Below are 26,468 nucleotides of genomic sequence, written 5' to 3' on the forward strand. Positions count from 1 at the left end.
CCGTGAAAAAGCTCTCCGCACGACGACGCCATCCGCTGGCGGCGCTCGTCGTCCTCATCCTCGCGCTGGCGGCCACTGGGGGGCTGTACGCCGCGTTCGCGCCCGCGGACAAGGCACAGGCCGAAGAGACCTCCCAGTCCCTCGCCATCGAGGAGGGCAAGAAGCTCTACGCCGTAGGCTGCGCCAGCTGCCACGGAACCGGCGGTCAGGGCACCTCTGACGGCCCGTCCCTGGTCGGCGTCGGCTCCGCGGCCGTGGACTTCCAGGTCGCAACCGGCCGTATGCCGGCGCAGCAGCCGGGCGCCCAGGTGCCCAAGAAGAAGAACATCTACTCGAACGCCGAGATCGACCTGCTGGCGGCGTACATCGCCTCCTTCGGCGCCGGTCCGATCACGCCGACCGAGAAGCAGTACAGCCCCGAGGGCGCCGACATCGCCAAGGGCGGCGAGCTGTTCCGCTCGAACTGCGCCCAGTGCCACAACTTCACCGGTGAGGGCGGCGCGCTGACGCACGGCAAGTACGCCCCGAACCTTGAGGGCGTGAGCCCGAAGCACCTCTACGAGGCCATGCAGACCGGCCCGCAGAACATGCCCTCCTTCCCCGACACGACCATGCCGGAGAAGGAGAAGAGGGACATCATCGCGTACGTCCAGGCGGTCAACAGCGACCAGACCGACAACCCGGGCGGCCTCAAGCTCGGCGGCCTCGGCCCGGTCTCGGAGGGCCTGTTCGCCTGGGTCTTCGGGCTGGGCGCCCTGATCGCCGTTGCCGTCTGGGTCGCGGCCCACACCGCTAAGGCCAAGAAGTCATGAGTAGCCAAGAGATTCCAGAAGAGAACCTGCCCGTAGCGCAGGACACCGCGCACGGCGCGGTGAAGGTCGCCGACGACCCGTTCGCCGACCCGGGCCTTCCGCCCCACAAGCCGCGCATCCAGGACATCGACGAGCGGGCCGCCCGGCGGTCCGAGCGTGCGGTCGCCTTCATGTTCGTGCTGTCGATGCTGGCCACCGTCGCCTTCATCGCCTCGTACGTGATCTTCCCGGTCGACCAGATCGTCTACATCTGGCCGTTCGGCCGGGTGAGCGCGCTCAACTTCGCGCTCGGCTGGAGCCTCGGCCTCGCCCTGTTCTTCATCGGCGCGGGCGCGGTCCACTGGGCCCGCACCCTGATGTCCGACGTCGAGGTGGCCGACGAGCGCCACCCGATCGAGGCCTCGCCGGAGGACAAGGCGAAGGTCATGGCGGACTTCGCGGCCGGCGCCGACGAGTCCGGCTTCGGCCGTCGCAAGCTGATCCGCAACACCATGTTCGGCGCGCTGACGCTGGTGCCGCTCTCCGGCATCGTGCTGCTGCGCGACATGGGCCCGCTGCCCGAGAAGAAGCTCCGGTCCACCCTGTGGGCCAACGGCAAGCAGCTCATCAACATGAACACGCACGAGCCGCTGCGTCCCGAGGACGTCGCGGTCGGTTCGCTGACCTTCGCGATGCCCGAGGGCCTGAGCGAGCACGACCACGACTTCCAGGTCGAGATCGCCAAGGCCGCCCTGATGATCGTCCGGATCCAGCCGGAGGACATCAAGGACAAGCAAGAGCTCGAGTGGTCGCACGAGGGCATCGTCGCCTTCTCGAAGATCTGCACCCACGTGGGCTGCCCGATCTCGCTGTACGAGCAGCAGACGCACCACGTCCTCTGCCCGTGCCACCAGTCCACCTTCGACCTGTCCGACGGTGCCCGCGTCATCTTCGGTCCGGCCGGACACGCCCTGCCGCAGCTGCGGATCGGCGTGAACGAGAAGGGCAACCTCGAGGCGCTCGGCGACTTCGACGAGCCCGTCGGTCCTTCCTTCTGGGAGCGCGGATGAGCACTGTGACGGATTCGAAGAAGAAGGCCCCCGCCGGTGAGCGGATGGCCGACTGGGCCGACGGACGCCTGGGGATCTACACGCTGGCCAAGGCCAACATGCGGAAGATCTTCCCGGACCACTGGTCCTTCATGCTGGGCGAGATCTGCCTCTACAGCTTCATCATCATCATCCTGACGGGTGTCTATCTGACGCTGTTCTTCCACCCGTCGATGAACGAGGTGGAGTACCACGGCAGCTACATCCCGCTTCAGGGACAGCTGATGTCCGAGGCGTTCAACTCGACCATGCACATCTCCTTCGAGGTGCGCGGTGGTCTGCTGATCCGGCAGATCCACCACTGGGCGGCGCTGATCTTCCTCGCCGGCATGTTCGTGCACATGATGCGCGTGTTCTTCACGGGTGCGTTCCGCAAGCCGCGTGAGATCAACTGGCTGTTCGGCTTCCTGCTGTTCTTCCTGGGCATGTTCACCGGCTTCACCGGTTACTCGCTCCCGGACGACCTGCTCTCCGGCACCGGTGTCCGCTTCATGCAGGGCGCGATCCTGTCGGTGCCGATCGTCGGCACCTACCTGTCGATGTTCCTGTTCGGCGGCGAGTTCCCCGGCGGCGACTTCGTGGCCCGGTTCTACTCGGCCCACGTCCTGCTGCTCCCGGGCATCATGCTCGGCCTCGTGGTCGCGCACCTGATCCTGGTGGTCGTGCACAAGCACACCCACTACGCGGGTCCGGGCCGCACCAACAAGAACGTGGTCGGCATGCCGCTGCTGCCGGTGTACATGGCCAAGGCCGGAGGCTTCTTCTTCCTGGTCTTCGGCGTCATCGCGGTCATCGCGGCGATCGCCACGATCAACCCGATCTGGGCGATCGGCCCCTACCGTCCGGACCAGGTGTCCACCGGCGCCCAGCCCGACTGGTACATGGGCTTCGCCGAGGGTCTGATCCGTGTCATGCCGGGCTGGGAGATCAACTTCTGGGGCCACACGCTGGTCCTGGGCGTGTTCATCCCGCTGGTGATCTTCCCGCTGGTCCTCGCGGCCATCGCGGTGTACCCGTTCATCGAGTCCTGGATCACCGGCGACAAGCGCGAGCACCACATCTCGCAGCGTCCGCGCAACGCGCCGACCCGCACCGGCTTCGGCGTCGCGTGGATCACCGCGTACATGATCATGCTCATCGGTGGCGGCAACGACATCTGGGCCACGCACTTCAACCTGTCGATCAACTCGATCACCTGGTTCGTCCGGATCGCGTTCTTCGTCGGCCCGGTCCTCGCCTTCATCGTGACCAAGCGGATCTGCATGGGTCTCCAGCGCCGCGACCACGACAAGGTGCTGCACGGCCGCGAGTCGGGTGTCATCAAGCGCCTGCCGCACGGTGAGTTCGTCGAGGTCCACACCCCGCTCAGCCAGGGCGAGCTGCACCTGCTCACCGCCCACGAGCAGTACGAGCCGGCCGAGCTGCCGCCCGCCGTCGACGAGAACGGCGTCGCGCGCAAGGTCGGCCGCATGGAGAAGCTCCGGGTCAAGCTGAACAAGGGCTACTACGGCGAGGACAGCCAGATCGCGAAGCCCACCGTCGAGGAGTACAAGGAGATCCAGAGCGGCCACGGCCACCACTGATCACCTGACCTGCTCGACCTGAGGTCGCCACGGCGAGAGCCCCGTCCATTCGCTGGACGGGGCTCTTTGCCGTCCCCGGGGATCGATAGGGTGGGAGACACCTTTCCGGTACACCGGCCGGTACGACACCAGGAGCGACCATGAGCGCTGTGACCCCCGCTGGAGGCATCACCACGGCGGACCGCTCCTGGCCCGTCCTGCTGAACGGTCTGCTCGACGGCCGTGACCTCTCCGCCGACGACACCGCCTGGGCGATGGACCTGATCATGCGCGGCGAGGCGACCGACGCCCAGATCGCCGGCTTCATGGTGGCCCTGCGGGCCAAGGGCGAGACCGTGCAGGAGATCACCGGCCTGGTGCGCACCATGTACGCGCACGCCAATGTGATCGAGGTGCCGGGCCCCGCCGTCGACATCGTCGGCACCGGCGGCGACGGCGCGAAGACGGTCAACATCTCCACCATGGCCGCGATCGTGGTGGCCGGCGCCGGCGCGAAGGTCGTCAAGCACGGCAATCGCGCCGCCTCCTCCGCCTCCGGCTCCTCCGACGTCCTGGAGAAGCTCGGCATCAATCTGAACCTCACCCCCCGGCGGGTCGCCGAGGTCGCCGAAGAGGCCGGCATCACCCTCTGCTTCGCGGTGAAGTTCCACCCCTCGCTGCGGCACGTCGCCGCCGCCCGCGGCCAGCTGGGCATCCGCACGACCTTCAATGTGCTCGGCCCGCTGACCAACCCGGCGCAGGTGAAGGCCCAGGCCGTGGGCGTCGCCGACCCGCGCATGGCGCCGATCGTGGCCGGCGTGCTCGCCGAGCGCGGCAACTCCGCCCTGGTGTTCCGCGGCGACGACGGCCTGGACGAGCTGACCACCACGGCCACCTCCCGGGTGTGGGTGGTCCGCGACGGAGCGGTCCGTGAGGAGCGGTTCGACCCGCGCGACGTGGGCATCGAGCTCGTCCCGGTGGACGCGCTGCGCGGCGGGGACGCCTCGTACAACGCCGACGTGGCCCGCCGGCTGCTCGCCGGGGAGACCGGCCCCGTACGCGACGCCGTCCTGCTCAACGCGGCGGCGGCGCTGACCGCCCTGCACCCGGGCGAGGGCACTCTGGCGGAGCAGCTGCGCGCCGGCGTCGCGAAGGCCGCCGAGTCCGTCGACTCCGGGGCGGCACGGCAGGCCCTGGACCGCTGGATCGCCGCCAGCAACGCCTGAACGCCGGTCCGCGCGGCCCCGTCCGGATGACGGACGGGGTTGCGCGGACAGCGAGCGGTGGCATACGTTCGGCCACAGGTCATGAGTGACAGCCTCGAAGCCCCGGCTGGCTGTCCGGCAACCCTCCGTCCGTGGCGGGGTGCCCCGGGTGAAGACCAGGCCGTGGACAGCAAGGTCCACGGCAAGCGCGGACCCCTGCGCGAACCCTGGGGTCCTGGTCCTCAAGGGAGCAGTCTCGTGAGCAAGCGAATGCGATAGGGCCCTCAGGCCCCTTTCCCGCACCCCTTTTCTGCTTTTCCCTCGCACGCCTCCGCGGTGACGCATTCCTGCGTCCGGCCGCGTCGAGGCGTCGAGTTCGCCTGCCTCGTACGGGAGTTCGCCATGTCTGTTGCCGCCGTCGCCACCGCCACCGCCACCGTCGTCTGCGAGCCGCTGCCCGTCCTCGGCCGGGACGTCACCGTTCCGCTCGTCACCGGCGGGGAGGTCGCGTACGCCGCGCTCGACTACGCCGCCAGCGCCCCGGCCCTGCAGCGGGTGTGGGACGACGTCGCCGCCTACGCCCCGTACTACGGCAGCGTGCACCGCGGCGCCGGGTACCTCTCGCAACTCTCCACCGACCTGTTCGAGAACAGCCGGGCCACGGTCGCCGAGTTCCTCGACTGCCGGGACGGCGACCAGGTCGTCTTCACCCGCTCCACCACCGACTCGCTCAACCTGCTCGCCGCCGTACTGCCCGCAGACTGCCAGGTGTTCGTCTTCGAGACCGAGCACCACGCCTCCCTGCTGCCCTGGCACGACAAGCGCGTCACGTACCTCGACGCCCCGCGCACCCCGCAGCAGGCCGTCGACACCCTGGAGCGCGCCCTCGCCGACCGGGACCCCCACGGTCCGGCCCTGGTGTGCGTGACCGGCGCGTCCAACGTCACCGGCGAGCTGTGGCCGGTGCGCGAACTGGCCGCCGCGGCCCATGCGCACGGCGCCCGGATCGTCCTCGACGCCGCGCAGCTCGCCCCCCACCACAAGGTGTCCGTGCGCGAACTGGACGTGGACTGGGTCGCGTTCTCCGGCCACAAGCTGTACGCGCCCTTCGGCTCCGGCGTCCTCGCCGGCCGTGCCGACTGGCTCCAGGCCGCGGAGCCGTACCTCGCCGGCGGCGGCGCGTCCCGCACGGTCGCCCGGCGCGCCGACGGCGGGGTGCACGTCGAGTGGCACACCACCGCCGCCCGGCACGAGGCGGGCTCGCCCAACGTCATCGGCGTCCACGCCATCGCCGCCGCCTGCAAGGCGCTCACCGAGGCCGGCTTCGACACCCTCGTCGCCCGCGAGCAGCACCTGATCGACACCGTCCGCGCCGGCCTCGCCGAGGTGCCCGAGGTGAAGGTGCTCTCCCTGTTCGGCGACGACGCGCCCCGGGTCGGGGTGATCTCGTTCGTCGTCGAGGGCTGGAACAGCTCGCACTTCGCCGCCGCGCTCTCCGCCGAGTACGGCATCGGCGTCCGCGACGGCCTGTTCTGCGCCCATCCGCTCGTGCGCACCCTGCTGGGCAGCGACCCGCAGGACGTCGGCGAGTGCGGCGCGCCGGAGGCCGAGCCGGGTGTGGGGGTCCCCCCGGCCGAAGGCTGGGGGAGGTCGCTCAACGCGATCCGGGTGAGCTTCGGGGCCGGGACGCCGGACGAGCACGTGGAGCGGTTCGTCGGCGCGGTGAAGGAGCTGGTCCGCGACGGCGCCCGGTGGAAGTACCGCACCGAGGACGGCCGCTGCGTCCCCGACCGCGGCTGATCGCCACTCGTACGGGTGAAGGGGGTCCCTGCGGGGACCCCCTTCGTTCTTTTGTGGCTGTGCGGCCTGTCCTACGACTCCAGGCCGATGGCGAAGGCCGCCTCCAGGTCGTGCTGGGAGTACGTGCGGAACGCGACGTGCGTGTCCGTGGCCTCGACGCCGGGGATCTTGCTGATGCTGCCGGGGATCACGTCCGCCAGATCGTCGTGCCGGGCCACCCTGACCATGGCGATCAGGTCGTATGTGCCGGTGACCGAGAAGACCTCGCTGACGCTGTCCAGCGCGGCGATCGACTCCGCGATCTCGGGGATGCGGTCCACGCTGGTCTTGATGAGCACGATCGCGGTGATCATGGCTGGCGTTCTCCCTCGGTCGCCGCGGCTGGAGGCTTCACCCTATCTCTCCTGGCGAAGCGGCCCCATGCGTAGAGGAAGCCGAGTGCGAAGCCCACCACGTGCGCCAGATACGCCACGCCCGGACCGGGCCCGGCGGCGCGGGCCGCGAGCCACTGCAGCACGAACCAGAAGACCAGCACGATCCAGGCCGGGAAGCGCAGCGGCAGGAACAGCAGGAAGGGGAACAGGCTGGTCACCCGGGCCCGCGGGAAGAGGAACAGGAACGCCCCGAGCACCGCCGAGATCGCCCCGGACGCCCCGACCAGGGTCTGCTCGCTGGTCGCGTGCGCGGCCGCGTAGGCCAGCAGCGCGAGATAGCCGCAGCCGAGATAGAAGAGCAGGAACTCCAGCCGGCCCATCCGCTCCTCCGCCATCGCGCCGAAGACGGACAGGAAGAGCATGTTGCCCAGCAGGTGGAGCCAGCTGCCGTGCACGAACAGCGCGGTCAGCGGGGTGAGCAGGGTGTGCGGCTCGCTGCTCATCAGCTCCGCGGGGACCACGCCCCAGCGGCGGAACCAGTCGCTCTGCGCGGCAAGCAACCGGTCGCCGGTCCCGTACGCCGGGTTGAACCCGGAGACCGGGCCGATCAGGAAGACCAGGCAGCAGGCGGCGATCAGGCCGTACGTCATCGCCGGTCCGTGCACCGCGCCGCGTGCCGTCGTCCGCCAGTCGATCATGCACAGATCATGGCGTAACCGGACCGAGCGGGACAGAGCGCCTCGCCGCGTCGCCCCGGACCCGTGCCGGAGACCCGCTCCGGGGGTGCCGGGGGAGACTAGGGTGACGGGCAGTACTTCCGCAGTTCGACGGCGCACCGCGGGATCCTCGACACGAACAGGAAGAAGGACGGCACGATGACGACGGTTCCCCAGCCGACCGCCGAGACCCGCTGGCGCTGCACCCTCTGCGGCAACCTGACCCGCTTCGACGTGACCCGCTCCTCGAAGGTCGTCGAGTACGTCCATCTAGACCTGGCCGGGGAGCCCACCGTGGAGGAGCGCGAGGTGCTCAGTGAGACCATCGAGTCGGTCCGCTGCCGCTGGTGCAACGCGGTGGACCAGATCGAACTGGTGGACAGGCCGGGTACGGCTTCCTGAGGCACGGCGCGGACGACGATGAGGTGACGGAACGTGGAGCAGCCCGCACGGGACGGTGAGCCGGCCGGTGCGGCGGGCGACGCCGCCGAGGCGCTCGACCGACCGCTGCCGGAGGGCGTGCGGCGGAGGGTCGTCGCGCTGGTCGCCGACGCCTTCGGCGAGCTGACGGTCGCCGAGCTCCCGTCCGCCCTGCGGCAGTACGCGCGTTTCACGCCCAGTCGCCGCGCCAAGTTCGCCGGTACGGCGATGGCCGCCGCCCTGGAGACCGACGCGCTGTTCCGGCAGCGGATCGGCGAGCGGCTCAAGGAGGCCGAGCCGGAGCTGGCCGCGGCCGTCGAGTCCGGCAGCCCTCCGGCCGCCGCCGACCCGGTGGACGTGGCCGCGGCCGCGTACGTACTGCGGCCGGCCGGCTGGGTGAAGCTGGTCGCCGCCGCCGGCGAGGAGGTCCAGCGGGCCGACGCCGAGCGGGCCGACGAGGCCGGCCGGCGCGAACTGGAGCGGCTGCGCGAGGAGGTGGCCGCCGCCAAGGAGCGCGGCCGCACCGAGACCGAGCAGCTGCGCCACGACCTGGAGGCGGCCCGGAAGGAAGCGGAATCGCTTCACCGCAAGCTGCGCAGCGCCCAGAGCGACGTGAAGCGCGGCGAGGCCGCGCTGCGCCGCGTCCACGGCGAGATCGACGGGATCAGGGCGGAGGCCGCCGCCCAGGTGTCGGCCGCCGAGAGCGAGACCCGCCGGCTCAAGTCCCGTCTCGGGGAGGTCGAGGCGGCCCTGGAGGGCAGCCGGCGCGCCGCCCGCGAGGGCCGCTCGGTGGAGGACATGCGGCTGCGGCTGCTGCTCGACACCGTGCTCGACGCCGCGCAGGGGCTGCGCCGCGAACTGGCGCTGCCGCCGGTGTCGGTGCATCCGGCGGACCTGGTGGACGCGGTGGAGCCGGGGCGGATGTCGCCGAAGGACATCGCGGCCCGCGCGCTGTCCGAGACCGATCCCGCGCTGCTCGACCAGCTGCTGGCGCTGCCCCAGGCGCATCTTGTGGTGGACGGCTACAACGTGACCAAGACCGGCTATCCGACGATGCCGCTGGAGAAGCAGCGGCTGCGGCTGCTCGGCGGGCTGTCCGCGCTCGCGGCGCGTTCCGGCGCGGAGATCACCTGTGTCTTCGACGGGGCCGAGCTGGCCGCGCCGGTGCTGCTCGCGCCGCCGCGCGGTGTGCGGGTGCTGTTCTCGAAGCCGGGCGTGACGGCGGACGAGCTGATCCGGCAGCTGGTCCGGGCCGAGCCGCCGGGCCGGCCGGTCGTGGTGGTCTCCACCGACCGCGAGGTCGCGGACGGCGTCGCCAAGTCGGGGGCGCGGCCGGTCGCGTCCGCCTTGTTGCTGAAGCGCCTTTCGCGCCTCTCGTGAAGGTCGGCAACTCCTGGGCGCAATGCCCGAATTCTGATCCGCTCAGGGTCAAGTACTCATCACTGCCCGTGTGCTGTATGTAAATAATGTGCCGCCTGGGCGAGATTTTTCGCATGAGGATTTGAACTGATCACAAGTTGGTCACTAGGGTCGGGCCTCGAACCTTCGCGCGGTTGATCATCCAACCCGGATGGCAGTGAAGGGACCCGCCTGCCTCCCCGTGCGGCCAGGCGGCCTGAGGCAGAAGGAGCTCGCCTTCGTGGCGTCCCACCGTCGTCCCAAGCAGCCGAGCCGCACCCGCGTGACCGTGCTCACCGCGACCGCCGCAGCGGCCGTCGCCCTCTCCGCGAACGCCGGCGCCCAGGCCGCGCCCAAGCCGAAGGTCGACGAGGTCAAGTCCAAGGTCGACAAGCTGCACCACGAGGCCGAAGAGGCCACGGAGCAGTACAACCTCGCCGAGGAGCGCCGCGGCAAGCTGCAGAAGGAGATCAGCGCCCTTCAGGACAAGGTGGCCCGCGGCCAGGGCGAGCTCAACGCCCTGCGCGACAGCATCGGTTCGGTCGCCAGCGCCCAGTACCGCTCGGGCGGCATCGACCCCTCGCTCCAGCTCTTCCTCTCCTCCGACCCGGACACCTACCTCGACAAGGCGTCCGCCATCGACCAGCTGACGGCCAAGCAGGCCGAGGTCCTCCAGTCGATCCAGGAGAAGCAGCGCACCCTCGCCCAGCAGCGCGCCGAGGCCACCACGAAGCTGGCCGACCTGGAGAGCGTCCGCAAGACGCTCGGCGCGAAGAAGAAGACCTTCCAGGGCAAGCTCGCCGACGCCCAGAAGCTGCTCAACACCCTGACCGCCGCCGAGCGCGCCAAGATGCAGGCCGAGGAGCAGCGCGCCAGCCGCGCCGCCGGCGACCGCGTCGACCTCGGCAACGAGGTCCCCGCCTCCCAGCGCGGCGCGGCCGCCCTCAACGCCGCCGCCACCCAGCTCGGCAAGCCGTACGTCTCCGGCGCCGAGGGCCCCAACTCGTACGACTGCTCCGGTCTGACGCAGTGGGCCTACCGGCAGGCCGGCGTCGGCCTCAGCCGCACCACCTACACCCAGCAGAACGACGGCGTGAAGATCGGCCGCAGCCAGCTCAAGCCGGGCGACCTGGTCTTCTTCAACAGCCTGTCCCACGTGGGCCTGTACGCGGGCAACAACACGATCCTGCACGCCCCGAAGCCGGGCGCGGTCGTCCGCTACGAGTCCATGGACTACATGGGCACCTTCCAGTTCGGCGTCCGCATCTGACGTCCGTTCGGGCGAAACGCCCCGACCTCCGCTGACTCCACGCCCCGCCGGTGACCTGTGATCTCCGGCGGGGCGTCACTGTGCGTGCCCGGCGCCTTCGTTGGCGTTGCGTGGTCGACGGGTTACTGTCTGCCGTCGCGACAGCTACCCGGAAGGAGCGCCGTACGTGGCGTCCCATCGCCGGCCCTCCAAGGCCACCGTTCTGTCCGCCGCCGCGGCCACGGCCGCAGCGGCCCTCGGCGGCGCCGCACCCGCCCTCGCCGACCCGCACGGCGGCCCCGAGGCCACCCGGGCCGCCGTCGACCGGCTCTTCGAGGAGGCCGAACGCGCCACCGAGAGCTACAACAAGGCCGACGAACGGACCGACCGGCTGCGCGCCCAGGTCGCCCGCGCCCGCGACAGCGTGGCCCGCGGCCAGGAGCGGATCAACCGGATGCGCGGCGCCCTCGGCGCCCTCGCCGGGGCGCAGTACCGCTCCGGCGGCATCGACCCCGTACTCGACCTGCTGCTTTCCTCCCGGCCCGAGACCTATCTCGACCGGGCCGCCACGCTCGACCGGATGACCGCGCGGCAGAGCGACGGGCTCAGCCGACTCCACCGCGAACTGCGCCACTTGAACCAGGAGCGCGCCGAGACCGGCCGGGCGCTCGCGGAACTCGAGCTCAGCCGCCGGCAGGTCGCCCGGCACAAGCGGACCGTCGAGCGGAAGCTGGCCGCGGCGCGGCGTGCCCTGGAGGCCCTGCCCGCCGGCGAGCGGGCGGAGTTCGACCGCGCCTCCCGGTCCGGCCGGGAGGGCGAACTCCCGCCGCTCGCGGACCTGGGCGGGTCCTCCTCCCGCGCGGCCGCCGCGCTGATGGCGGCGCGCGGCGCGGTGGGCCGGCCGTACGTGTGGGGCGCCACCGGGCCGTCCGGCTTCGACTGCTCGGGCCTGATGGTCTGGTCGTACCGGCAGGCCGGGGTGAGCCTGCCGCGCACCTCGCAGGCGCAGCGGTACGCCGGCCGGCAGGTGCCGCTCGCGCAGGCCCGGCCCGGCGACCTCGTCACGTACCGCGGGGACGCCAGCCATGTGGCCATCTATGCCGGCAACGGGCAGGTGATCCACGCCCCGTACCCGGGCGCGCGGGTCCGCTACGACCCGGTGAACATGATGTCCCACGTCACGGTCACCCGGGTGTGACCGTACGATCGGAAGGGTGGCAGGTCAGGGGAGCGGACGAGCGCGGCGCGCAGCCGTCTGCCTGCTCGCCCTCCTCGGCCTCGCAGGACCGCTCGGCGGCTGCGCGACCGACGCCGCCCCGGCGGACCCCGCGCCGGGCGAGATCCAGCGGCTCCTGGACCGCCGCGCACAGGCGGTCCTCGCCCACGACCCGGCCGCGTACGCCGCCGCCTTCGACCCCTCCGCCACGGCGGCCGCCGCGGCCGCGCGCCGCGAGTACGCGAACCTCGCCGACGTGCCCTTCGCCTCCTGGACCTACCGCGTGACGGACGTCGACCGCACCGGCGCCGGCCGGGCGGTCGCCGAGGCCGAACTCGACTACCGGATACGCGGCCACGACAGCGGCCCGGTGAACACCTCCCTCGTCCTCGAACTGACCGAGCGGGACGGCCGCTGGCGGCTGACCGCCGAGCGGAACGCCGCCGGGGCCGCCCAGCAGCTGTGGCAGCAGGGCGACGTCGAGGTCGTGCACGGCGCGCGGAGCCTGGTGCTCGGCGTCGGCCAGAGCGACGCCCGGCTGCGCGAACTCGCCGCGCAGGCCGACCGCGCCGTGCCCGCCGTCTCCGCGGCCTGGCCCAAGCCCTGGGCGGGCAAGGTGGTGATCCTCGCGCCCGGCTCGCTGGACGCCATGGGCCGGCTGCTCGGCGCGCCCGCCGCCGGGTACCGGGGGATCGCGGCGGTCACCACCGGCGAGAGCGGCGGCGGCCCGGACGCGCCCGCGGACCGGGTGATCGTCAACCCCGAGGCGTACGGAGTGCTCGGCGCGTACGGCCGGCAGATCGTGCTCACCCACGAGACCACGCACGTGGCGACCCGGGCGCACACCTCCGCGTCGACGCCGATGTGGCTCTCGGAGGGCTTCGCCGACTGGGCCGCCTACCGCGGCGGCGGCCGCACCGCCGCCCAGACGGCCCCGGAGCTGGGCCGCGCGGTCCGGGCGGGCCTGGTCCCGCCCGGCCTCCCGGACGACGACGCCTTCGCCTTCTCCGGCGACGGGGAGGCCCTGGCCCGGGCGTACGAGTCGGGCTGGCTGGCCTGCGAGCTGATCGCCGGCGCCTGGGGCGAGGAACGGCTGGCCGACTTCTACGCGGCCGTCGCCGCCCATCCGCGCCGCGAGGGGGCGGTGGAGAAGGCGCTGCACGACGTGCTGTCCACCACGCCGGAGGAGTTCACCGCCCGCTGGCGGGCGTACGTGACCGAGCGCCTGGGCTGAACCCTCACGCTTCGAGGAGCGCCAGGGTCTCCTTCAGCCAGGCCTTCTCCGCCGTGCCGGTGGCCCGGGCGACGCGGAGCATCCCGGCGCGGAAGAGGTCCGGCTCCTGCTCGGCGCGGACCGGGGCGCCGTCCCGGTAGAAGAAGCTGGCCGGGGTCTCGAGGAAGTCCAGCCGGCGGCGCAGCACCGCGGCCTGCGCGGCGGGGGAGTCCAGCAGGCCGAGGAAGGCGAGCACCGTGTTGAAGCGCTGGCCGTCGGTGATGTCGGCCTCCTTCGGCTCGCTCAGCCGGGACCGCAGCTCGGCCCGGCCCGCGTCCGTCAGCGACAGGGTCCGCCGTGCGGCCCCGCCCGCGCCCGGTTCCGTACGGCTCTCGAGCAGGCCGGCCTTCACCAGGCGGGTGAGCGCCGGGTAGAGCGCGCCGTCGCTGACCGGCCGGAGATGGCCGCTCAGCCCGTGGATGCGCTCCTTGAGCTCGTAGCCGTGCAGCGGGCCGTCGTGCAGGAAGCCCAGGATCGACAGCTCCAGCACCCCGTTCTCCTCTCGGCCGGCCTTGTCGTGTTCCCGGCGCTCATGATACCTCTCGTCGAGGTACCTCTATTCAAGGGACTTGAACGGAGGGGGAATCATGGAACACCGTGGGCGGCTCGTCGCGCTGGCGTACCCGGTCTATTTCGAACTGCTGGCCTCGGTCGCCGCCGGGATCATCAACATGGTCTGGGTGGCCCGGCTCGGCCCCGCCGCGGTGGGCGCGGTGGCCGTCGCCACCAACGTCGAGAACCTGCTGCTCGGCGTGGTCCTGATGGCCGGCTCCGGGACCACCGTGCTGGTCGCCCGGGCGCGCGGCGCCGGCGACCCCGCCGCCGTACGGGCCGCCGTCCGGGGCGGGGCCGCGCTGTGCGCGCTGCTCGTCCCGCCGGTCGCCGTCGGCGGCTACCTGCTCCGCGAGCCGCTCGCCGCGCTGCTGCTCGGTGACGCCGGGACGGCGGGGCTCGCCGCCGGGTACTTCGCGGTGTCCCTGCCCGGGATGGCGGTGTTCTTCGCCGGGCACGTCGTCGACGGCGTTCTCAAGGGCGCCGGGGACACCCGGACGCCGATGCGGCTCGCGTTCCTGTCCAACGGACTGATCCTCGTCCTCGACCCGCTGCTCATCGGCGCGCACGGCATCGCCGGGGCCGCCGTCGCCACCGTCGTCGGACGCACCGCCGCGCTCGCGGTCGGGCTGTACGTGCTGCGCCGCAACGCGCTCGTGCGCGCGGCCTTCGCCGTGCCGCCCGCCGAGAGCCTGCGCGCCGCGCTGCGGCGGACCACGGCCACCGGATTCCCGATGTCGGTGGACTTCGCCGTACGGATGGCCGGAACGCTCGCCCTGGTGGTGATCGTCGCGCGGCTCGGGGTCGTCGAGGTCGCCGCGTACGGCATCGCGACGAAGGCGATGTACGTCGCCACCATGGCGTTCTACGCGGTCTGCCAGGCCGCGGCGATCCACACCGCGCACCTGCTCGGCGCCGGCGGGGAAGCGGGCCGGGACCACCGCCGGGCGGTCGGCCGGGAGACGCTGCTGCTCGGTGGGGCGCTCGGCACGGCCGCCGCCGTGCTGCTGCTGCTCGTCGCCGACCCGGTGATGCGGGCCTTCGGCGCGGCCCCCGAGGTGGCCGCCGCCGGGGCGCTGTACCTGCGCTGCCTCGGGCCGTACCTGGTGCTGATGGCCGCGTTCATCGGGCTCGCCGGGGTCTTCGAGGGCAGCGGCGGCACTCCCGTGCTCGCCCGGGTGACCGTGGTCGGCGTCCTGGTGCAGCTGCCGCTCGCGTACGTGCTCTCCGGGCCCGCCGGGCTCGGCCTGCCCGGGATCTGCCTCGGCATGGCCCTGGCCATGGGCGGCCAGTGCGCCGCACTGACCGCCCTGCACCGCCGCGCGGTACGGGCCGCGGATCAGGAGCCGAGCAGCGTCCTGTCGCGGGCGGGCTGACCGGAACGGGACGGCGCCGGCACGGTCGCCGCGGCGGCCGTGGGCGACTCGGTGACCGTCTGCCGCCACAGCACGCGGCAGGCGGCGACCGACGCCCACACCAGCAGGCCGTTGCGGACCACCAGGAGCAGCAGGCCCAGCGGGTCGCTGTCGACGACGTGCGAGAACCACACCGGGAACTCGAACTGCGTCACCGCCGTCGCCGCGAGCACCAGATACGCGGGCCGGCGCATCGCGCTGGACCGGTACACCAGACACACCGCGGCGAGGCCCACCAGCCAGATCATGTACTGCGGGCTGATCACCCGGCTCGTCACGGTGAACAGCAGCACCGCCGTGAACGCCGCGTCCGCGACCGTCGACGAGGAGAACGTGCGGGCCCGGATCCGCCACACCAGCAGCCAGCCGAAGGCCGCGGCGGTCAGCGCCATCGCCGCCGTGCTGACCTGCGGCACCCACGGGCCCAGGAACTCCACCGAGCCGTAGTTCAGCAGCACCTGGCCCTCCCAGCCGAAGTGCCGGGCCACGTGGAACACCAGGGAGCCCAGCGACTCGACCTCCGTGCCCCGGTCCCGCTGGAACGTCAGGAACGCGAACGCGCCCGGCATCCACGCGCTGAACACCAGCAGCAGCGCCACGCCCACGCCCGCCGCCGCCGACCAGGAGCGCAGCGTCGCCCGGCCGCGCGGGGTGCCGGCCAGCACCAGCGCCGGCCAGACCTTCAGCATCGCGCCGAACGCCGCCAGCGCGCCCAGCACGCTCGGCCGGCGCAGCGCCGCCAGCAGCGCGGCCACGGCGACCGCGGTGACCATCAGGTCGTACCGGGCGTACGCGGTGGGGCCGAGCAGCGGCACCGCCGCGATCCACAGCCATGCCCCGCGCAGCGAGCGGCCGCGCCGGCGGCCCGCGTACATCAGCAGCCCGAACACCACGGCGTCGGCGGCCCAGGCGAGCAGGAAGAAGGCGGAGGAGTAGTCCAGGAACGGCAGCAGACCGGGGGAGAGGACCGCGAGGGCGGCGCCCGGCGGGTACTGCCAGGTCACGTCGTCCAGCGGGTACGTGCCCGCCTCCAGGACCTGGCTCCAGCCCTGGTAGATCACCTCGATGTCGGTGGTGACGTCCGGACCCGGGACGATGATCACCCGGAAGACACAGAGCAGGAGCAGCACCCTCGTCAGGGCCCACACCCCGAGGGGAACCCGAAGTGCGGTCAGCGTCGATCGCATGGTCGCGCCCGTCATGCCAGCCTCGTCCTTGTCGTGTATGTCCGCGGTCGCGGGGTTTGTGATGCAGGGCGGGGTTGTGCGTGAGCCATGGCGCGAGGCCGTTCGGTACTGTCGGCGACGATGCACAAGACCTTGATCGTAACCAACGACTTCCCGCCACGACCCGGCGGAATCCAGGCGTTCCTCCACAACATGGCGCTGCGTCTGGACCCCGAACGGATCGTCGTCTACGCCTCCACGTGGAAGCGCAGCCGCGAGGGCGTGGCGGCGACCGCGGCGTTCGACGCGGAACAGCCTTTCATGGTGGTGCGGGACCGCACCACCATGCTGCTGCCCACACCCCGGGTCACCGCGCGGGCGGCCGGGCTGCTGCGGGAGCACGGCTGCGAGTCGGTGTGGTTCGGCGCGGCCGCGCCGCTCGGCCTGATGGCCCCGGCGCTGCGCCGGGCCGGAGCACGGCGGATCGTGGCGACGACGCACGGCCACGAGGCGGGCTGGGCGCAGCTCCCGGCGGCCCGGCAGCTGCTGCGGCGGATCGGCGAGGGCACGGACACGCTCACGTACCTGGGCGAGTACACCCGCTCCCGGATCGCCTCGGCGCTGACCCCGGCCGCGGCGGACCGGATGGTCCAGTTGCCGCCCGGCGTGGACGAGAAGACCTTCCACCCGGACTCGGGCGGGGACGCGGTGCGGCAGCGGCTCGGGCTCACCGACCGGCCGGTCGTCGTGTGCGTCTCGCGCCTTGTGCCGCGCAAGGGCCAGGACACGCTGATCCGGGCGATGCCGGCGATCCTGGCCCAGGTGCCGGAGGCGGTCCTGCTGATCGTCGGCGGCGGCCCGTACGAGGCCGATCTGCACCGGCTCGCCCTCGAGACCGGCGTGGCCGATTCCGTACGTTTCACCGGCGCGGTGCCGTGGGAGGAGCTGCCGGCGCACTACGGGGCCGGCGACGTCTTCGCGATGCCCTGCCGGACGCGCCGCGGCGGCCTGGACGTCGAGGGCCTCGGCATCGTCTACCTGGAGGCCTCCGCGACCGGCCTGCCGGTCGTCGCCGGCGACTCCGGCGGCGCGCCCGACGCGGTCCTGGACGGCGAGACGGGCTGGGTGGTCCGGGGCGGCGTCCCCGAGGACTCCGCCGACCGCATCGTCACCCTCCTCAAGGACCCCGCCCTGCGACGGCGCATGGGCGAACGCGGCCGCGCCTGGGTCGAGGAGAAGTGGCGCTGGGACCTCCTCGCGGAGTCCCTGCGCGACCTTCTGTAGCCCGGGTCGGGGCGCCCGGGCCGGGTGCGCAGATCCCGGGAAACGGCCGATGCCCGTGGCCGCCCCGGAAGGGCCGCCACGGGCATCGTCACGTCGTCGTGCGCTCGCGCCTACGCGCCGTAGATCGCCTCGATCTCGTCCGCGAAGTCCTTCGCGACCACATTGCGCTTCAGCTTCAGGGACGGGGTGATGTGGCCCGCCTCCTCCGTGAACTGGGTCGTCAGGATGCGGAACTTGCGGACCGACTCCGCCTTCGAGACCGCCGCGTTGCCGTCGTCCACCGCGCGCTGGATCTCCGCGAGCAGCTCCGGGTCCTCCCGCAGCGCCGCCGCCGTCGCGCCCGCCGGCTTGCCGTGGTCCGCCGCCCAGCGGCCGAGGAACTCCTCGTCCAGGGTGACCAGCGCGCCCACGAACGGGCGGCCGTCGCCGACCACCATGCACTCCGCGACCAGCGCGTGCGCCCGGATCCGGTCCTCGATGACCGCCGGGGCGACGTTCTTGCCGCCCGCCGTCACCAGGATCTCCTTCTTCCGGCCGGTGATCGCGAGGTAGCCGTCCTCGTCCAGGGTGCCGATGTCACCCGTGTGGAACCAGCCGTCGGCCAGCGCCTCCGCCGTCGCCGCCGGGTTGTTCCAGTACTCCTTGAAGATGTGCTCGCCGTGCAGCAGCACCTCGCCGTCGTCGGCGATCCGCACCACCGAGCCCGGCAGCGGCTGACCGACCGTGCCGATCTTCTGCCGGTCCCACGGGTTGAACGCCGTCGCCGCGCAGGACTCCGTCAGGCCGTAGCCCTCAAGGACCGTGAAGCCGATGCCGCGGAAGAAGTGGCCGAGGCGCTCGCCCAGCGGGGCGCCGCCGGAGATCGCGGCCTCGCCGCGCCCGCCGAGCACCGCCCGCAGCTTGCTGAACACCAGCTTGTCGAAGACCTTGTGCTTCATCCGAAGGCCGAACGACGGGCCCTGCGGAGTGCCCAGCGCCCGGCTGTACGCGATGGCGGTGTGCGCGGCCTTGTCGAAGATCTTGCCCTTGCCGTCGGCCTGGGCCTTCGCCCGCGCCGAGTTGTAGACCTTCTCGAAGACCCGCGGCACGCCGAGGATCAACGTCGGCCGGAACGAGGCCAGTTCGTCGGTGAGGTTCTTGATGTCCGGGACGCAGCCGAGGCGGATCGGCGCCATCACCGCCGCCACCTCCGTCATCCGGCCGAAGACGTGAGCGGCCGGCAGGAACAGCAGCACCGAGCTGTCGCCGGTACGGAACATCGGCTTCAGCCGCTCGACCAGGTTGCCGCACTCCGCGAAGAACGCACGGTGCGTCAGCGCACAGCCCTTCGGCCGGCCCGTGGTGCCCGAGGTGTAGACGATCGTCGCGATGTCGTCGGCGTTCGCCGCCGACATGCGCTCGTCCAGAAGCTCGTCGGAGACCTCCGCGCCGGAGTCCGTCAGCTGCGCGACCGCGTCGCCCTCGATCTGCAGGACACCCTTCAGCGCCGGCAGGCTCCCCTGCACCGACGCCACCGACTCCTGGTGCGCCGCCGACTCCACCAGAGCCAGCGTCGCGCCCGAGTCGCCGAGGATCCACTGGATCTGCTCCGGCGAGCTGGTCTCGTACACCGGCACGGTCACCGCGCCCGCACTCCAGATCGCGAAGTCCAGGAGCACCCACTCGTAGCGGGTGCGGGACAGCAGGGCGACCCGGTCGCCCACGCCCACGCCGGCCGCGATCAGACCCTTGGCCACCCCGCGCACCTCGGCGAGGAACTGCCGTGCGGTGACGTCCGTCCACGCGCCCGCCACCTTGCGCGCCATCACGGCGACGTCTGGGTGCTGTGCGGCGTTACGGCGGATGAGATCGGTCAGATTGCCGTCCGCGGGGACCTCGTAAAGGGCCGGAAGGCTGAACTCGCGCAAGACTGCTGCTCCTCATCGGGCGCCGGCGCCACGGCTCTGTGTGATGCACCGGTGCGGTCCACGACCGGGTTGTGCTCTCGTGGGGGGAAGAGCACGACTGGACTGCCCGGACGTTACCCATCAGTACATGGTTCCCGATAGGGGGTCCCGGCCAGATGTTCCGTGCATCACACACCTGTGGCGGTGCTTCGCGCACAGTAATCCACAGCTCTCGAGACTCCCAAGTAACCGCAGGTCCGACGCCCTAGGGTGGGGGCCATGCGAGTCCATGTGGTCAGTGACGTACACGGCAACACCGGCGGTCTCGCCAAGGCGGGGGACGGCGCCGACGCGCTGGTCTGCCTCGGGGACCTGGTCCTCTTCCTCGACTACGCCGACCATTCACGGGGGATCTTCCCCGATCTCTTCGGCGTGGCGAACGCCGACCTGATCGTGGAGCTGCGCACCGCGCGGCGCTTCGACGAGGCCCGTGACCTGGGCCGACGCCTCTGGGCCGAGCTCGACGTCGACCGCGACACCGCGATCGAGGCCGCTGTGCGCCGCCAGTACGCCGAGCTGTTCGCCGCCTTCCCCACCCCGACGTACGCCACCTACGGCAACGTCGACATCCCGGCCCTCTGGCCCGAGTACGCCGGCCCCGGCACCACCGTGCTCGACGGCCAGCGGGTGGAGATAGGCGGCCGGGTCTTCGGCTTCGTCGGCGGCGGACTGCGCACCCCGATGCGCACCCCGTACGAGATCCCCGACGAGGAGTACGCGGCCAAGGTCGAGGCCCTCGGCGAGGTCGACGTGCTCTGCTCGCACATCCCGCCGGACGTCCCGGACCTCACCTACGACACCGTCGCCCGCCGCTTCGAGCGCGGCAGCCGCGCCCTGCTCGACGCGATCCGGCGCACCCGCCCCAAGTACGCACTCTTCGGCCACGTGCACCAGCCGCTCGCCCGGCGGATGCGGATCGGCGCGACGGAATGCGTGAACGTGGGGCACTTCGCCGCGACCGGGACGCCGTACGCCCTGGAGTGGTGACGGCCCGGGCCCCGGAGCGGTGACGCCGTGGGCGGTGGAGTGGGGACGAACGTGGGCGGTGGAGTAGGGACGAAGAGGCACGCGATAGCCTTCGGTCGGCACCTGCGTGCCTGCCCTTCGTCCTCATCCTTCGATCACTCGAGGAGCCCCGCGATGGCGGAACACACCAGCTCGAGCATCACCATCGAGGCGGCCCCGGCCGACGTCATGCGCGTGATCGCCGACTTCGCCCGCTACCCGGAGTGGACCGGCGAGGTGAAGGAGGCCGAGGTCCTGGAGAAGGACGCCGCGGGCCGCGCCGAGAAGGTCCGGCTGCTGCTCGACGCGGGCGCGATCAAGGACGACCACACCCTGGCGTACACCTGGACCGGCGACGACGAGGTCAGCTGGACGCTGGTCAAGTCCCAGATGCTGCGCGCCCTCGACGGCTCCTACCGGCTGCGCGCCGCGGGCTCCGGCGACCGCACCGAGGTGACGTACCAGCTCACCGTGGACGTCAAGATCCCCATGCTCGGCATGATCAAGCGCAAGGCCGAGAAGGTCATCATCGACCGCGCCCTCGCGGGCCTGAAGAAGCGGGTCGAGTCGGGGGCCCCAGGGCCTGTCTGACGATTCCCGTCGGGGCCGGCCCGCCCGGCACGCACGCTCGCCGCACGGCCGAAACGCCCAAGTAGCTCCGCTACGAGGGCGTCCCGGCACGCACGCTCGCCCGCACCTGACGACCCGGCCTGATCCGACGCGAATCGTCAGACAGGCCCTGGGCCCGCCCTGCGGGCGGCCCCCGGTACCGTCGCCGCATGCGGATCATCCTTGTCACCGGCCCCGGCGGCGCCGGCCGTACCACCGTCGCGGCCGCCACCGCGCTCGCCGCGGCACGCGCCGGACGCCGGGTCCTACTGGTCTCGGCCGAGGCCGACGCCGTCCTCGGCGAGGGGACGGCGGGGCTCGACCTCCTGCGCCCCGACCCCGGCCACGACTTCCGCCGCGAGTTCCTCGCGCTCCAGAAGCGGTCCGCCGCCGCCCTCGACCTCCTCGGCGCCGTCCCCTTCGAGGACGCCGAGCTGACCGAACTCCCCGGCAGCACCGAGTTCGCCCTGCTCCGCGCCCTGCACGACGCCGCCGCCGGCGACCACGAACTCGTCGTCGCCGACCTGCCGCCGCTGCCCGCGGCGATCGCCCTGCTCGCCCTGCCCGAGCAGCTCCGCCGCTACCTGCGCCGCGCCCTGCCGCCCGAGCGGCAGGCCGCCCGCGCCCTGCGCCCCATGCTCGCCCAGCTCGCCGGCGTCCCGATGCCCGCCCAGTGGCTGTACGAGACCGCCGCCCGCTGGGAGGCCGAGCTCGCCGCCGTCCAGGCCGTCGTCGACGCCCCCGACACCGCCGTACGCCTCGTCGCCGAACCCGGCCCGGCCGCCGCCGACGCCCTGCGCACCGCCCGCCTCGGCTTCGCCCTGCACGGACTGCGCGTCGAACGGGTCGTCGCCAACCGCGTCCTGCCCGCCGAGAGCCCCGACCCCTGGCTCGCCGCCTGGGCCGAGCGCCAGCACGGACACCTGGACGAGCTCCGCGCCGCGTACGGCTCCGTGCACGCACTGCCCCACCTCGGGCGCGACCCCCGCGGCCCCGGCGACCTCGCCGCTCTCGGGCTGCACGACGAGCCCGCCGCCCCCGACCCGCGGCTCGTCCCCGCGCCCCGCTCCGCCGTCGACGAGCCCGCCGAACCCGGCGGCGTCCTCACCTGGCGGCTGCCGGTCCCCGGCGCGGCCAAGCCGGACATCGCGCTGGTCCGCCGCGGCGACGAACTGCTCCTCGGCGTCGGCCCGTTCCGCCGCGTCCTGCCGCTCGCCCCGGTCCTGCGCCGCTGCACCGTCTCCGGCGCCGCGCTCGTCGACGGCGAACTGCGCATCCGCTTCACCCCCGACCCCGACCTGTGGCCGAAGGGCTCCGTCCCCTCGGTGCGGACCCCGTGAACACGGTGCGCCCGTTCGGGTAACGTCGAGAGTGGAAAGCCGAACGCCGTCGAGGCCCGTCCGAGGAGTACGTCATGAGCGATGCCGGTGAGCGTCCTTCCGCCGACTCGGACGCCTGGGCCAAGGCCTGCGCCGAGGACCTGGAGGCCGAGAAGGCCCGCCGCCGGGCGTCCTCCGGCGAGCCCGGCTCCGCCGCCGAGGAGTTCCGCAAGCTCTTCGAGGCCGTCGCCGACAAGGTCTCCGGACTGAAGTCGCCCCTCGCGGGCATGGCCGCCCAGGGCGCCGTGCAGCAGTTCGTCAACCAGGCGAAGGCCGCCGTCGAGCCGGTCATCGAGCGCAACCCGCAGGTCTTCGACCACCTCGCCGCCGCCGGCAACGAACTGCTCGCCGCCTACCGCTCCGCCGTCCAGGGCCAGGAACAGCGCTGGACCCGGGAGCAGCCCGGCCGCCCCGAGAAGGGCGACCCCCGCGTCGACCCCCGAGACGATCCCCGTGACGAGGGCCCCGGCCCGGGCGAGAGCATCGACCTGGACTGACCGGTACGGCCGGTCCCCTCGGGTACGGTTGCCTCAGCGGGGCACGACCGAAAACTGAGGGACACATGGGACTCACCATCGGCGTCGACATCGGCGGTACGAAGATCGCGGCCGGTGTGGTCGACGAAGAGGGCACGATTCTCGACACCCACACGGTGCCCACCCCGCCGACCCCCGACGGCATCGTCGACGCGATCTGCGCCGCGGTCTCCGAGGCCGGCAAGGGGCACCAGATCGAGGCCGTCGGCATCGGGGCCGCCGGCTACGTGGACGACAAGCGCGCCACCGTCCTGTTCGCGCCGAACATCGACTGGCGGCACGAGCCGCTCAAGGACAAGGTCGAGCAGCGCATCGGCCTGCCCGTCGTCGTGGAGAACGACGCCAACGCGGCCGCCTGGGGCGAGTACCGCTTCGGTGCAGGCCAGGGCCACGAGGACGTCATCTGCATCACTCTCGGCACCGGCCTCGGCGGCGGCATCATCATCGGCAACAAGCTGCGCCGCGGACGCTTCGGCGTGGCCGCCGAGTTCGGCCACATCCGGGTCGTCCCCGACGGCCTGCTCTGCGGCTGCGGCAGCCAGGGCTGCTGGGAGCAGTACGCCTCCGGCCGCGCCCTGGTCCGGTACGCGAAGCAGCGCGCCGCCGCCACGCCGGAGCAGGCGCGGGTCCTGCTCGGGCTCGGCGACGGCACGCCCGAGGGCATCGAGGGCAAGCACATCAGCGCGGCGGCCCGGCAGGGCGACCCGGTGGCGGTGGACTCCTTCCGCGAGCTGGCCCGCTGGGCCGGCGCCGGACTCGCCGACCTGGCCTCGCTGTTCGACCCCTCCGCGTTCATCGTCGGCGGCGGCGTCTCCGACGAGGGCGAGCTGGTCCTGGACCCGATCCGGAAGTCCTTCCGGCGCTGGCTGATCGGCGCGCAGTGGCGTCCGCACGCCCAGGTCCTCGCTGCGAAGCTCGGCAACAAGGCCGGTCTCGTCGGCGCGGCCGACCTCGCGCGGCAGGGCTGACGCCCGGCCGCCGGAGAGAATGACGCGCCGTCACCCGCCCGTCGTGCCCTCTGGGGCACGGCGGGCGGGTGACGTATGTTGCCGGGCATGGGGAACACCGCGCTGCCCGATTCCCGCACCGAGACGGACGGTTCGGCCGTCGTCCGGGTCCTGAGCTACAACGTCCGCTCGCTGCGCGACGACGAGGACGCGCTCGCCCGGGTCGTCCGCGCCTGCGCGCCGGACCTCGTCTTCGTCCAGGAGGCCCCGCTCTTCTACCGCTGGCGCAAACACGCCGCGCGGCTCGCCGCCAAGAGCGAACTCCTGGTGCTCACCGGCGGCGCCTCCGCCGCCGGGCCGCTGCTGCTCTGCTCGCTGCGGGCCGACGTGGAGCGCACCGAGGAGGTGCTGCTGCCCCGCACCCCCGGCCTGCACCGCAGGGGCCTGGCCACCGCCGTCGTCCGGATCGGCGGCGCCCGGCTCGGCCTGATCAGCTGTCACCTCAGCCTGCAGGCGGACGAGCGGTACGAGCAGACGGGGCTGCTCCTGGACCGGCTCAAGGCCATGGAAGTCCCGCACGGCATCGTCGCCGGCGACATCAACGAACGCCCCGAGGGCCGCTCGTTCCGCCGCCTGGCCACCGAACTCCAGGATTGCCGGGCGGTACGCCCCTGGGGCGGCGAGCACACCTTCACGCCCACCGACCCGCGCCGCCGCATCGACGCCGTCTTCGCCACCCCCGGCATCGAGGTCCTCGGCTGTGGCGTCCCCACGGACCTCCCGGGCGTCACCCAGAAAGACCTCAGGGCGGCCACGGACCATCTTCCGGTCCTGGCCGCCCTGAGGGTTCCCGCTGTCTGAGGCGGGCTACACCACCGCGCCCCGGCCGGGGTCGTCGTGGTCGTCGTCATCGTCGTCGTGCTTCATGCGGGCCACCAGCGTGGCGAAGCCGCCGAGGAAGCCGACCACGCAGACCGTGGTCAGCCACCAGGTCATCTCCCACTGGAAGAGCACCGCGAGCAGCATCAGGACCGGGCCGCCGATCGCGCCCAGCCAGGCGAACTTCGTCGTCGCGTCGGCCTCCGGCAGCGGCGGCGGCTCCGGCGGGACGAAGTGGCCCTCGTCGTCGTCCCCGCCCTTCTTCCGCGTGGCGGGCTCGGGCTCGTCGTCCGGGTCGGCGAGCGCGTAGTCGCGCGGGCCCGCGCCGGGGCTCACCCCGGGGGCGAACACGATCGAGCTGCCCAGCGGGGGCTTCGCCGGGCCGGCTGCCTCGCGGTCCTCGTCCCCGTCGTCGTTCCTGACGTCGCCTCTGTCGTCGTCCTCGTCGTCCGCCTCGTCCCCGGACCCGTCGTCGTCCGCGGACCCGTCCCCGGACGCGGCGCCGTCGCCGTCTCCGTCCCCGGACGCTGCGACGTCCCCGTCCCGGGACGCGGCGCCGTCCGCGGCGGACCCGTCACCGTCCGCGTCCGCCACGGCCGGTTCCTCGTACGCGGGCAGTGCCAGATCCTCCACCGGGCGGAACGGCTTCGCGCCCGGCGGGTCGGCCGGCTCCTCGCCGTAGCCGGCGACGATCGCCGCCCACGCGGCCTCCTCGTCGATCGGCTGCGGCTCCCGCTCGCCGCCGTCCTGCTGCTCAGCCACCGTCCGTGATTCCCTTCGTCGCCTCGACGCCCGGAGCGAGCCGGCCGATGAAGGCCCAGCTCTCCTCGAAGATGCGCTCCGCGTCGTAGTCCAACGTCGCCACGTGGTAGCTCTGTTCCAGCACGATCTCGCGCAGGTCCGTGGAGGAGACCCGGCCGAGGATCCGGGCCGAGTCCACCGGCGGGACCACATGGTCCTGCGGGCTGTGCAGCAGCACCATCGGCTGCGTGACCTGCGGCAGCTCCTTGTCGACCAGCCGGAAGAACTTCCGCACCGAGTGCGCCGCGTGCAGCGGCACCCGGTCGTAGCCGACCTCCTCGACGCCCGGCTTGGCGATGTCGCTGGTCAGCCCCTTCGTCGTACGCACCAGGTGCCGGGCGACCGGCAGCGCGTACGCGGACAGGCCGTGCACCTTGTTCGCCGGGTTCACGACCACGACGCCGGCGATCCGGTCGCCGTGCCTGGCCGCGAGCCGCAGCGTCAGCGCGCCGCCCATGGAGAGACCGAAGACGAAGACCGTCGTACAGCGGGCGAGCAGCTCCTCCAGGGCCCGCTCCACCTCCGCGTACCAGTCCTCCCAGCCGGTGACGGCCATGTCCTCCCAGCGGGTGCCGTGGCCGGGCAGCAGCGGCAGCGACACCGTGAGGCCGCGCTCGGCCAGGTACTCGGCCCAGGGGCGGAGCGACTGCGGGGAACCGGTGAAACCGTGACAGAGGAGGACGCCGACCTCGCCGCCTTCGTGGCGGTACGGCTCGGCTCCAGGAAGGACCGGCACGTCGGTCTCCTGTTCATGAGGTCTGGTGGGCTGGGGGCTGTGCGGGGGAAGTGCGGGAAGTGCGATGCGGTGTCTTCACCGTACGCGACGGGACCGACAC

25 protein-coding genes and 1 riboswitch are annotated in these 26,468 nt (G+C 72.6%); of the genes, 18 read left to right on the top strand and 7 right to left on the bottom strand.

The window, feature by feature from the left end:
* The first annotated feature begins 2 nt into the window (after nt 1-2).
* From ACGFMM_RS29685 to ACGFMM_RS29705, 5 genes are all read left to right on the top strand, one after another.
* Nucleotides 3-812, top strand: coding sequence for a c-type cytochrome (locus ACGFMM_RS29685; protein ID WP_393649542.1), 810 nt, complete (start codon nt 3-5; stop codon nt 810-812).
* Nucleotides 809-1,861, top strand: coding sequence for a Rieske 2Fe-2S domain-containing protein (locus ACGFMM_RS29690; protein WP_393649543.1), 1,053 nt, complete (start codon nt 809-811; stop codon nt 1,859-1,861). Before ACGFMM_RS29685 ends, ACGFMM_RS29690 begins: the two co-directional genes overlap by 4 nt.
* Nucleotides 1,858-3,483, top strand: a complete 1,626-nt coding sequence (locus ACGFMM_RS29695) for a cytochrome bc complex cytochrome b subunit (protein WP_393649544.1) — start codon at nt 1,858-1,860, stop codon at nt 3,481-3,483. Before ACGFMM_RS29690 ends, ACGFMM_RS29695 begins: the two co-directional genes overlap by 4 nt.
* A 140-nt stretch (nt 3,484-3,623) precedes the next feature.
* The gene (gene trpD / locus ACGFMM_RS29700; protein ID WP_393649545.1) at nt 3,624-4,688 is read left to right on the top strand and encodes an anthranilate phosphoribosyltransferase; all 1,065 of its coding nucleotides are present in this window, start codon (nt 3,624-3,626) and stop codon (nt 4,686-4,688) included.
* Nucleotides 4,689-4,765: 77 nt separating this feature from the next.
* Nucleotides 4,766-4,882: riboswitch (SAM riboswitch) on the top strand.
* A gap of 187 nt (nt 4,883-5,069) precedes the next feature.
* Complete coding sequence (locus ACGFMM_RS29705; RefSeq protein WP_393649546.1) at nt 5,070-6,467, top strand: aminotransferase class V-fold PLP-dependent enzyme; 1,398 nt, start codon at nt 5,070-5,072, stop codon at nt 6,465-6,467.
* Between the two features lie 71 nt (nt 6,468-6,538).
* On the opposite strand, the gene ACGFMM_RS29710 is transcribed toward ACGFMM_RS29705, so the two are convergent.
* Together ACGFMM_RS29710 and ACGFMM_RS29715 are read right to left on the bottom strand one after the other, a co-directional pair.
* Nucleotides 6,539-6,820 (bottom strand): Lrp/AsnC family transcriptional regulator, encoded by a 282-nt coding sequence (locus tag ACGFMM_RS29710; protein ID WP_393649547.1) that lies wholly within the window; start codon nt 6,818-6,820, stop codon nt 6,539-6,541.
* Nucleotides 6,817-7,539 (bottom strand): rhomboid family intramembrane serine protease, encoded by a 723-nt coding sequence (locus ACGFMM_RS29715; RefSeq protein ID WP_393649548.1) that lies wholly within the window; start codon nt 7,537-7,539, stop codon nt 6,817-6,819. Before ACGFMM_RS29715 ends, ACGFMM_RS29710 begins: the two co-directional genes overlap by 4 nt.
* Nucleotides 7,540-7,716: 177 nt before the next feature.
* On the opposite strand from ACGFMM_RS29715, the gene ACGFMM_RS29720 reads away from it, so the two are divergent.
* The 5 genes from ACGFMM_RS29720 to ACGFMM_RS29740 all read left to right on the top strand — a co-directional run bounded on the left by ACGFMM_RS29720 (nt 7,717) and on the right by ACGFMM_RS29740 (nt 13,074).
* A complete protein-coding gene (locus tag ACGFMM_RS29720; RefSeq protein WP_393649549.1) occupies nt 7,717-7,959 on the top strand; it encodes a hypothetical protein in 243 nt (80 codons plus the stop codon).
* 33 nt (nt 7,960-7,992) lie between these two features.
* On the top strand, nt 7,993-9,357 hold the full coding sequence (locus ACGFMM_RS29725) for an NYN domain-containing protein (protein WP_393649550.1): 1,365 nt from the start codon (nt 7,993-7,995) through the stop codon (nt 9,355-9,357).
* Between the two features lie 259 nt (nt 9,358-9,616).
* The gene (locus ACGFMM_RS29730) at nt 9,617-10,645 is read left to right on the top strand and encodes an NlpC/P60 family protein (RefSeq protein ID WP_393649551.1); all 1,029 of its coding nucleotides are present in this window, start codon (nt 9,617-9,619) and stop codon (nt 10,643-10,645) included.
* Nucleotides 10,646-10,811: 166 nt separating this feature from the next.
* Nucleotides 10,812-11,822: an NlpC/P60 family protein gene (locus ACGFMM_RS29735; RefSeq protein ID WP_393649552.1), complete on the top strand. Its 1,011-nt coding sequence runs from the start codon at nt 10,812-10,814 to the stop codon at nt 11,820-11,822.
* Nucleotides 11,823-11,838: 16 nt separating this feature from the next.
* Entirely contained in the window at nt 11,839-13,074 is a 1,236-nt protein-coding gene (locus tag ACGFMM_RS29740; RefSeq protein ID WP_393649553.1) for a hypothetical protein, read from the top strand.
* Between the two features lie 4 nt (nt 13,075-13,078).
* On the opposite strand, the gene ACGFMM_RS29745 is transcribed toward ACGFMM_RS29740, so the two are convergent.
* Nucleotides 13,079-13,603, bottom strand: coding sequence for a PadR family transcriptional regulator (locus ACGFMM_RS29745; RefSeq protein WP_393649554.1), 525 nt, complete (start codon nt 13,601-13,603; stop codon nt 13,079-13,081).
* Nucleotides 13,604-13,700: 97 nt separating this feature from the next.
* Between ACGFMM_RS29745 and ACGFMM_RS29750 the strand changes: the two genes are divergently transcribed.
* Nucleotides 13,701-15,041 (top strand): MATE family efflux transporter, encoded by a 1,341-nt coding sequence (locus ACGFMM_RS29750; protein WP_393649555.1) that lies wholly within the window; start codon nt 13,701-13,703, stop codon nt 15,039-15,041.
* Here the strand turns inward: ACGFMM_RS29750 and ACGFMM_RS29755 are convergent.
* Entirely contained in the window at nt 15,005-16,282 is a 1,278-nt protein-coding gene (locus ACGFMM_RS29755; protein ID WP_393649556.1) for a glycosyltransferase 87 family protein, read from the bottom strand. The two genes, ACGFMM_RS29750 and ACGFMM_RS29755, sit on opposite strands and share 37 nt — an antisense overlap.
* A gap of 105 nt (nt 16,283-16,387) precedes the next feature.
* Between ACGFMM_RS29755 and ACGFMM_RS29760 the strand changes: the two genes are divergently transcribed.
* A complete protein-coding gene (locus ACGFMM_RS29760; protein WP_393649557.1) occupies nt 16,388-17,530 on the top strand; it encodes a glycosyltransferase family 4 protein in 1,143 nt (380 codons plus the stop codon).
* A 110-nt stretch (nt 17,531-17,640) separates the two neighbouring features.
* Here the strand turns inward: ACGFMM_RS29760 and ACGFMM_RS29765 are convergent, their stop codons facing one another.
* Nucleotides 17,641-19,437 (bottom strand): AMP-dependent synthetase/ligase, encoded by a 1,797-nt coding sequence (locus ACGFMM_RS29765; RefSeq protein ID WP_393649558.1) that lies wholly within the window; start codon nt 19,435-19,437, stop codon nt 17,641-17,643.
* A gap of 258 nt (nt 19,438-19,695) precedes the next feature.
* Here ACGFMM_RS29765 and ACGFMM_RS29770 point away from each other — a divergent pair, with 258 nt between their 5' ends.
* From ACGFMM_RS29770 to ACGFMM_RS29795, 6 genes are all read left to right on the top strand, one after another.
* Nucleotides 19,696-20,463, top strand: coding sequence for a metallophosphoesterase (locus tag ACGFMM_RS29770; protein WP_393649559.1), 768 nt, complete (start codon nt 19,696-19,698; stop codon nt 20,461-20,463).
* Between the two features lie 153 nt (nt 20,464-20,616).
* Nucleotides 20,617-21,072 carry an SRPBCC family protein gene (locus ACGFMM_RS29775; RefSeq protein ID WP_393649560.1) on the top strand — a complete coding sequence of 152 codons (456 nt, stop codon included), beginning with the start codon at nt 20,617-20,619 and terminating at the stop codon, nt 21,070-21,072.
* A 188-nt stretch (nt 21,073-21,260) separates the two neighbouring features.
* Nucleotides 21,261-22,430 (top strand): ArsA-related P-loop ATPase, encoded by a 1,170-nt coding sequence (locus ACGFMM_RS29780; RefSeq protein ID WP_393649561.1) that lies wholly within the window; start codon nt 21,261-21,263, stop codon nt 22,428-22,430.
* Between the two features lie 74 nt (nt 22,431-22,504).
* Entirely contained in the window at nt 22,505-22,966 is a 462-nt protein-coding gene (locus tag ACGFMM_RS29785; RefSeq protein ID WP_393649562.1) for a DUF5304 domain-containing protein, read from the top strand.
* Nucleotides 22,967-23,031: 65 nt separating this feature from the next.
* Nucleotides 23,032-23,973 carry an ROK family glucokinase gene (locus ACGFMM_RS29790; RefSeq protein ID WP_393649563.1) on the top strand — a complete coding sequence of 314 codons (942 nt, stop codon included), beginning with the start codon at nt 23,032-23,034 and terminating at the stop codon, nt 23,971-23,973.
* Between the two features lie 87 nt (nt 23,974-24,060).
* Nucleotides 24,061-24,813 (top strand): endonuclease/exonuclease/phosphatase family protein, encoded by a 753-nt coding sequence (locus ACGFMM_RS29795; RefSeq protein ID WP_393649564.1) that lies wholly within the window; start codon nt 24,061-24,063, stop codon nt 24,811-24,813.
* Between the two features lie 6 nt (nt 24,814-24,819).
* Here ACGFMM_RS29795 and ACGFMM_RS29800 read toward each other — a convergent pair whose 3' ends face one another.
* Nucleotides 24,820-25,593 (bottom strand): hypothetical protein, encoded by a 774-nt coding sequence (locus ACGFMM_RS29800; RefSeq protein WP_393649565.1) that lies wholly within the window; start codon nt 25,591-25,593, stop codon nt 24,820-24,822.
* Nucleotides 25,586-26,368, bottom strand: a complete 783-nt coding sequence (locus tag ACGFMM_RS29805) for an alpha/beta hydrolase (RefSeq protein ID WP_393649566.1) — start codon at nt 26,366-26,368, stop codon at nt 25,586-25,588. The genes ACGFMM_RS29800 and ACGFMM_RS29805 overlap by 8 nt, the downstream gene beginning before the upstream one ends.
* Nucleotides 26,369-26,468: the final 100 nt, after the last annotated feature.

Source organism: Streptomyces sp. NPDC048604 (genome assembly GCF_043199435.1).
Lineage (GTDB): Bacteria > Actinomycetota > Actinomycetes > Streptomycetales > Streptomycetaceae > Streptomyces.

Bases quoted from the DNA above. Each gene is read 5' to 3' on its own strand.
- ACGFMM_RS29690 (WP_393649543.1), top strand. From the start codon at position 809: ATGAGTAGCCAAGAGATTCCAGAAGAGAACCTGCCCGTAGCGCAGGAC.
- ACGFMM_RS29695 (WP_393649544.1), top strand. From the start codon at position 1,858: ATGAGCACTGTGACGGATTCGAAGAAGAAGGCCCCCGCCGGTGAGCGG.
- trpD (WP_393649545.1), top strand. From the start codon at position 3,624: ATGAGCGCTGTGACCCCCGCTGGAGGCATCACCACGGCGGACCGCTCC.
- ACGFMM_RS29705 (WP_393649546.1), top strand. From the start codon at position 5,070: ATGTCTGTTGCCGCCGTCGCCACCGCCACCGCCACCGTCGTCTGCGAG.
- ACGFMM_RS29710 (WP_393649547.1), bottom strand. From the start codon at position 6,820: ATGATCACCGCGATCGTGCTCATCAAGACCAGCGTGGACCGCATCCCC.
- ACGFMM_RS29715 (WP_393649548.1), bottom strand. From the start codon at position 7,539: ATGATCGACTGGCGGACGACGGCACGCGGCGCGGTGCACGGACCGGCG.
- ACGFMM_RS29720 (WP_393649549.1), top strand. From the start codon at position 7,717: ATGACGACGGTTCCCCAGCCGACCGCCGAGACCCGCTGGCGCTGCACC.
- ACGFMM_RS29750 (WP_393649555.1), top strand. From the start codon at position 13,701: ATGGAACACCGTGGGCGGCTCGTCGCGCTGGCGTACCCGGTCTATTTC.
- ACGFMM_RS29755 (WP_393649556.1), bottom strand. From the start codon at position 16,282: ATGACGGGCGCGACCATGCGATCGACGCTGACCGCACTTCGGGTTCCC.
- ACGFMM_RS29760 (WP_393649557.1), top strand. From the start codon at position 16,388: ATGCACAAGACCTTGATCGTAACCAACGACTTCCCGCCACGACCCGGC.
- ACGFMM_RS29770 (WP_393649559.1), top strand. From the start codon at position 19,696: ATGCGAGTCCATGTGGTCAGTGACGTACACGGCAACACCGGCGGTCTC.
- ACGFMM_RS29775 (WP_393649560.1), top strand. From the start codon at position 20,617: ATGGCGGAACACACCAGCTCGAGCATCACCATCGAGGCGGCCCCGGCC.
- ACGFMM_RS29780 (WP_393649561.1), top strand. From the start codon at position 21,261: ATGCGGATCATCCTTGTCACCGGCCCCGGCGGCGCCGGCCGTACCACC.
- ACGFMM_RS29785 (WP_393649562.1), top strand. From the start codon at position 22,505: ATGAGCGATGCCGGTGAGCGTCCTTCCGCCGACTCGGACGCCTGGGCC.
- ACGFMM_RS29790 (WP_393649563.1), top strand. From the start codon at position 23,032: ATGGGACTCACCATCGGCGTCGACATCGGCGGTACGAAGATCGCGGCC.
- ACGFMM_RS29795 (WP_393649564.1), top strand. From the start codon at position 24,061: ATGGGGAACACCGCGCTGCCCGATTCCCGCACCGAGACGGACGGTTCG.